Raw genomic sequence first — 2,476 nt, forward strand, 5'->3', positions numbered from 1 at the left:
GGGCGGGCACGGGGGCGGGCGCGGCGAGCCGCCGGTCGTCGCCTGCGTGATCAACTTCTCCGGGAACCCACACGAGGACTATCGGCTCGGGCTCCCGCGCACCGGCCGCTGGCGCGAGATCCTCAACACCGACGTGTACGAGTACGGCGGCAGCGGCGTCGGCAACCTCGGCCGCATCGAGGCCGTCGCCGAACCGTGCCACGGGCTGCCCGCGTCGGCCGTCCTGCGCGTCCCGCCGCTCGGCGCCGTCTGGTTCGCCCCCGAATAGCCCGGCTCCGGCCGTCGGCGGGCCTCAATAGGGTGGCCCCATGACCGACGGCCAGCACCTGCATCTCGTCCCGTCCCAGTTCACCGTGGAGCACCTGCCCCACGCGACGTTCCCCGAGGACGACGAGTGGATCGCGCTCGTCCGGGCGCCCGAGGGCCTCACCGTCGTACGGGACGCGTCCCCGTTCGCCGAGACCGACCGGTGGATCGGCTTCTACGGGGACGCCCGGCAGGGCCCGGGGGCGCCGGGGGTCCTCGCCGCGCTGCTGGAGCCGCTCGCCGGGGCCGGGATCTCGGTCTTCGTCGCGTCGACCTACCACGCCGACCTGGTCCTCGTGCCGGAGAACTCCTACAAGGACGCCGCCGGCGCCCTCCGCGACGCGGGCCACCGCGTCGGCGACTCCTGAAGCGGGGCCTACAGCCGGTCGAGGAGCCAGCGGGGGCCGATGACGCCCGCGCCCGCCGCCTCGCAGCGCGCACGCAGTTCCCGGTCGGCCGTCACCACCAGGTGGACGGTCCCGGGGGCGGGGTCCGTGACGAGTTCCACGATCCGGTCGTCCCCGCTGCCGGGGGCCGCCACGACCCGCGGCCCCTCCACCGGCCCGTCCGCCGGCTCGTCCGCGACGCCCCGCGCCTGCCCCTCCACGACCAGGACGACCTCCGGATAGCAGTGGTCGAACGGGACGAGCTCGCGGGGCACGCCCGTCACTCCCCCGTTGAGCGCCTTCAGGTCGTCGCGGAGGCGGGCGTTGGCCCCGGCCCGGTCCTTCCACCAGCCATCGGCCCGCGCTCCGACGACGTTGGCGGCGTCCACCACGAGGACGAGACGGCGCATGGCGTCCCGCACGAGCGGCCATGATCGGGCGAACGGCTCGAACAGCTTGTACGCGGCGACGTCCTCGACCGGGACCCAGCGCGCGCCGCGCGTCTCGGCGGAGGCGCCCTCGACCGGCGCCAGGTCGGGCACCTCGGCGATCACCGTCGTGAAGAACCAGCCGCCGTGGTCCTCGACGCTGGTGCCGTGCACGGTCACGGACCCGGTGTCGAGCGTGCACTCCTCGGACGTCTCGCGCAGCGCGCCCGTCACGGCGTCCTCGTGGCTGTGCAGCGCGCCGCCGAACATGCCCCACGTCCCGCCGCCGAGGCCCCACAGGGCGCGGTGCTGCAGCAGCGTCCACACCCGGCCCTCCGGGTCGCGGTGGTAGGCGAGCAGGCCCGCCGCACCGAACCGTCCCCAGTGGCGGTGCCCTTGCTCACAGTCTGCCCAGCCGTCGCCGTCGCCCATGCAGCCGACCATAGCCGCTGCTCGTGCGCTCGCGATGGCAAGTAACGTGGTGAGGTCCGCTCGGCGACCGCCGATCCCGTCCGAGGAGAGAGATGCCGCCTGCCCCGCTGCAACCCGACGATCCGCGCACCGTCGGGCGTTTCCGCCTGACCGGGCGGCTCGGAGAGGGCGGCCAGGGCGTGGTGTACCTCGGCGAGGGCCCGGCGGGCGAGCGCGTCGCCGTCAAGACGCTCAAGACCACCGACGAGTCGGCCCGCGCGCGCTTCGCCAGGGAGATGGCCGCCGCGCAGCGGGTCGCGCCGTTCTGCACGGCCGCCGTGCTGGACGCCTCGGCGGACACGGCCGTCCCGTACGTCGTGAGCGAGTACATCGACGGGCCGTCCCTCCAGGACCGCGTGCTGGAGCAGGGGCCGCTGCGGGAGGGCGAGCTGCAGCGGCTCGCGGTGAACACCGCGAGCGCCCTCGCCGCGATCCACGGCGCGGGGATCGTGCACCGCGACCTCAAGCCCGCGAACGTCCTGCTCGGCCCGGACGGCCCGCGCGTCGTCGACTTCGGGATCGCCCGCGCCATCGACGCCGAGACCCACACGCAGCTCGTCGGGACGCCCGCGTACTTCGCCCCCGAATGGCTGGAAGGGCACCCGCCGACGGACAAGTCGGACGTGTTCGCGTGGGCGGGCACGATCGTGTACGCCGCCACGGGCCGTCCCCCGTTCGGCCCCGCCGACAGCATCCCGGCCGTCATGCACCGGATCGCTAACGGCGAGCCGGACCTCGACGGGGTGCCCGCGTGGCTCGCGCCGCTGCTCACCGAGTGCCTCGCCAAGGACCCGGCCGGTCGCCCGTCCGCCCGCGACCTGATGGTGCGGCTCGTCGACCCGTCCGCCGAGCACGGCCGTGCGGACGCCCCCGCGCCCGCCCCCG

The 2,476-nt window shown here is 75.2% G+C and carries 4 protein-coding genes; 3 read left to right on the forward strand and 1 reads right to left on the reverse strand.

The features are described 5' to 3' along the window. The coding region (locus tag BJF79_RS37250) for an alpha amylase C-terminal domain-containing protein (protein ID WP_187357110.1) at positions 1–268 on the forward strand (268 nt) is incomplete at its 5' end. A 40-nt stretch (positions 269–308) separates the two neighbouring features. Then, positions 309–674: an ACT domain-containing protein gene (locus tag BJF79_RS37255; protein ID WP_075904464.1), complete on the forward strand. Its 366-nt coding sequence runs from the start codon at positions 309–311 to the stop codon at positions 672–674. 8 nt (positions 675–682) lie between these two features. Here BJF79_RS37255 and BJF79_RS37260 read toward each other — a convergent pair whose 3' ends face one another. After that, positions 683–1,552: an NUDIX domain-containing protein gene (locus BJF79_RS37260; RefSeq protein WP_075904466.1), complete on the reverse strand. Its 870-nt coding sequence runs from the start codon at positions 1,550–1,552 to the stop codon at positions 683–685. Positions 1,553–1,644: 92 nt separating this feature from the next. Here BJF79_RS37260 and BJF79_RS37265 point away from each other — a divergent pair. Next, the coding region (locus tag BJF79_RS37265) for a serine/threonine-protein kinase (protein WP_143220741.1) at positions 1,645–2,476 on the forward strand (832 nt) is incomplete at its 3' end.

The organism is Actinomadura sp. CNU-125, assembly GCF_001942465.1.
Lineage (GTDB): Bacteria > Actinomycetota > Actinomycetes > Streptosporangiales > Streptosporangiaceae > Spirillospora.

What these genes read in the sequence shown, in the direction of transcription:
- BJF79_RS37255 (WP_075904464.1), top strand. Translation starts at nt 309, where the DNA reads ATGACCGACGGCCAGCACCTGCATCTCGTCCCGTCCCAGTTCACCGTG.
- BJF79_RS37260 (WP_075904466.1), bottom strand. Translation starts at nt 1,552, where the DNA reads ATGGGCGACGGCGACGGCTGGGCAGACTGTGAGCAAGGGCACCGCCAC.